The organism is Candidatus Methylomirabilota bacterium (genome assembly GCA_028870115.1).
Taxonomy (GTDB): domain Bacteria; phylum Methylomirabilota; class Methylomirabilia; order Methylomirabilales; family Methylomirabilaceae; genus Methylomirabilis.
The window spans coordinates 1-3,313 of sequence record JAGWQH010000050.1 but is presented as its reverse complement, the minus strand read 5'-3'; the positions used below and the strand labels follow the sequence as shown (position 1 = coordinate 3,313).

The 3,313-nt window shown below is 54.3% G+C and carries 4 protein-coding genes; all 4 read right to left on the bottom strand.

Features of this window, described 5'->3' with window-relative positions:
* Positions 1–909, bottom strand: a 909-nt coding sequence (locus KGL31_05775; protein ID MDE2321413.1) for a GGDEF domain-containing protein, incomplete at its 3' end; no start/stop codon positions are given.
* 408 nt (positions 910–1,317) lie between these two features.
* The gene (locus KGL31_05770; GenBank protein MDE2321412.1) at positions 1,318–1,554 is read right to left on the bottom strand and encodes a hypothetical protein; all 237 of its coding nucleotides are present in this window, start codon (positions 1,552–1,554) and stop codon (positions 1,318–1,320) included.
* Positions 1,555–2,045: 491 nt separating this feature from the next.
* A complete protein-coding gene (locus KGL31_05765) occupies positions 2,046–2,345 on the bottom strand; it encodes a hypothetical protein (GenBank protein ID MDE2321411.1) in 300 nt (99 codons plus the stop codon).
* 9 nt (positions 2,346–2,354) lie between these two features.
* Positions 2,355–2,690, bottom strand: coding sequence for a hypothetical protein (locus tag KGL31_05760; GenBank protein ID MDE2321410.1), 336 nt, complete (start codon positions 2,688–2,690; stop codon positions 2,355–2,357).
* Positions 2,691–3,313 lie beyond the last annotated feature (623 nt).

The window sequence follows — 3,313 nt, the reverse complement described above, 5'->3', positions numbered from 1 at the left end:
TTTCACCTTGCCCTGGTTCATGGTTCGGACTACTCTTTTCATGAAGCGGCTCCTTTCTGTGTGGGGTACTCGGTTAGTGGACCTAACCGTCCTACCATAAGGGAGTCGCTTCGCTTGTTCAACTAAGAATGGCACACCTTCGTAACGACGGGCCGCGGCGATCGCAATGGAGAATCTGTCGTCAAAAAGGATGCGATTAGCGAGGCCGGTGAGGCTGTCTATGTGAGCCAGGCGGTGGAGCCGGAGCTCATTCTCGTAATGTAAATGCTCCCGTCTATGCTCCACCCACCCCCGCAAGAACGCTAGCCCGATTAGATATGCAATGAAGGTCAGTGAACTCACCAGCAGGCCACGGACCGCTGCGGTTCCAGCTTTAATGTCGTAGTGTATGGGTTTTTCGCCGTCGCCAAGCACCTCCATTACAGTTAGAAACGCGGAGGAGTTTCTGCGCACGAGTACGTTCAGCTCGTGATCTTGCGTCCAACTACTCGGATTTGCTGCAAGAAATGCCCTCCTGCGCACCAGTTCCAACTCAAGCGACACCCACGCTTCATAGCTTGCTTCGAGCAGCACAACCTTCTTTCGTACCTCCTCGTTATAGCTTCCGAGTTCAAGGTATTCCGAAAGCTTCTGGCGCCCATCGTGTATCGCGCTTTCGATGCCGGAAATGGCGGAGACCTCCCCGGCGGACTGCAACAGGCGGAGCTCCGCTTGCTTCAATGCAAGGAACGGGCGCCTCATCTGATCGAGCATCTGAATAGCCGCTTGCCCGTTCTCACCGCGCTTCAGCACCCGGAAATAATCGAATTGGAAAATCATAAACCCATAAAGCAATGCTCCGAGAATCGCCAACCAAAGCACGGTCCAAGTATCGCTCCGGTGCTGGTTGGTTTCTTGTTTAGCCTGCATTCTTGATCTCCAGCTGCAGTAGAGCGTTTTTTTACCTAACTACTGATGCTGTGAAAGCGCTGCACCTCCGCATCCGCTGGGCTACGTACTCCTTTTTCACTTTGGTTCAAAATGTACGTATAGATCATCGTCGTGCTCACATCCTTGTGCCCCAGCAGTTCCTAAACGGTTCTGATGCCACAGCCATCTTCCAGCAGTTGGGTGGCAAAGGAGTGCCGGATGGTGCCTGCCTGTGCATGGCACGCAGACAGGCCAGCCCTCTGCGGCGAGGGTCTAGGAGTGCTCTGGTTCCAGTGGGATGGCCCATGTGGTCCTCCCGCTCCGAGAGGCAAAGGTTGTGACGATCCTTACTCCAAACCTGGGAGACGGTCAAGCCGTTTGACCGTATTCGTAGTGTCCGAATTTGAGTTAGGCAGCAGTCGCAAGGGCGAGGATTTTCTTCTTCACTACCTTCGGAAAGTCCACAAAGACAAAAAGTCCCCTGTGGTAGAGGTAGTCTTCGCCGCTCTCATCGACGATGCGTACAAGATCATCCTTGGCAGCTTTTGGATCCGGAAGAATGTGATAGACCTTACCGAGAATGAGTGATGCCTCATAGTCCGTGTTATCGATACACAGCGCAAACGGCTTCGTAGGCGTTTTCATACGTCCTCCAAGTAGCGTTTGATTCTCAGGTCTCTCCTACCAATACCATGCGCTTCATACCAATGCAACTCTACCCTCCGCAAAGCGCCGTTCGGCAGGCGAACGGTGGCAACACCCTTCAACTTCCGCCATCGACCTCGGCCATACGCCTTGCGAAGGTAGGAGCGCACTCGAATGGATGGGCCGGACGCGATAACCTCAACGTCTGCAATTGGGCCAACGACCTCAAGCCTCATCGATCCCTGTAGTGTAGGTACTGTTCATCAGGCAAGCCGTGTGCAGCCGTCTCACGACTTGAACTGAGCGACGCAGGGGTTACGTACTCCTTTTCTACCCCGATTCAGGACGTGCGCTGGGTTGCCATGGGGTGCCGCAAGGTGTGACAAGGCGAACCTTCCCCCATTCACGAAACTATATGATGATCCCATACCTTTTGGTGTCAAGTAGAAAGTAGAGCGATGATGGACAGGCACCGGTGGGATGGTACGGCTTTACGGGTGAGGCGTGATAGCGATAACGATGATCTCACCCCGCTTGGTCCCGTAGTGCCAGAAGATCCGGTAGGCCGTAGGCGTCTTACTCTCTGCGTAGGATGCAAAAACCTTTTCGCCCTGCAGACCCTTCAGGCTCTTGTATTCGTGGGTATTGAGACTCGGATGGTGTAGGTTGGTTTCCATGAGGCCGAGGGTCTTCCGTACCGCCTTCAGGCGTTTCTCAAGGCCTTTGTTTCGCTCAAGCGCCTCTAGTTGCTTGCCTGCGGTCGGCGTGAATGTCAGCGTGAATCGAGGCACGTTCAACCGCTAATCGATCTTGTCGTCGGCGTGCTTAGCAAACGAGCCGATCTTGCGTGCCTTGCCGCGTCCGGCTTCTTCTAGACCTCGGTGCACGCTCTCAAGTGCGGCCTTGTTGTTGTAAAGCCAGGCTTCATGCAGTGGAACGGTAGCTTCTGGAGAGAGCAGGATCTGGCCTGCCTTGTTGCAAGCGATCTTGAAGCGTAGCCTTTCCACGTCCTCGCCTATTACGGCTTGCAAGGCTTCGATAGCCTTACTGAGGGCGATGCGCTTCTTGCTGTCCAAGGTGCCCTTTCCAACGGGCGTGAAATGCTCGTCTAACAACACTTCATTGGATGACATCATCGTGTGATCTCCTTCTGCCCTACTACTACCCATCGATCAAAGCATACCTTCATTACTTATCCCTCACTTGTGGCTAAATGGACTTTACCCACTATCCCACAAATTGTCAAGTCTCGCTCTTCTTTGCCTTACGCGGCAGCTCACCCCTTACGAGATTCCTACCCGGGGCACCCAACCGCTGGAGCGCCAAGGCGAACCTTCCCCCTTTCACGAAACCATGCGATGATCTCATGCCTTTTGGTGTCAAGTGGGACCTTGTGAAAATGGGGTCTACCCCTATTTTCACTAAGGGGTTTGCGGAGGAAAACAAAGTTCTCGGTTTGCGCGCCCTAACGGGGCTGCGGGTCAGCGGCAGGCGGATGCGCGAGCGTACTCGCGTGGACGACCGTCCGCTGCAGCCACGTCAGCGGTCCACTCCAGCCGGCTTAACCTGCATTATTCATGAACGTCTGGTGTTCATTACTACATGCCCATACTACCAGCGAGTCAATCCCAAAATTAGTTGAACTATGCGAAGCCAGCTCCCGGTCATGAGATCACGCCACCTGCTGTTCGGTCAGTCGTGCCTGTGCACCGAGTTCATGCTGCATGGCCTGTCGGAGTACGGGCAGCGCGCGAAATCC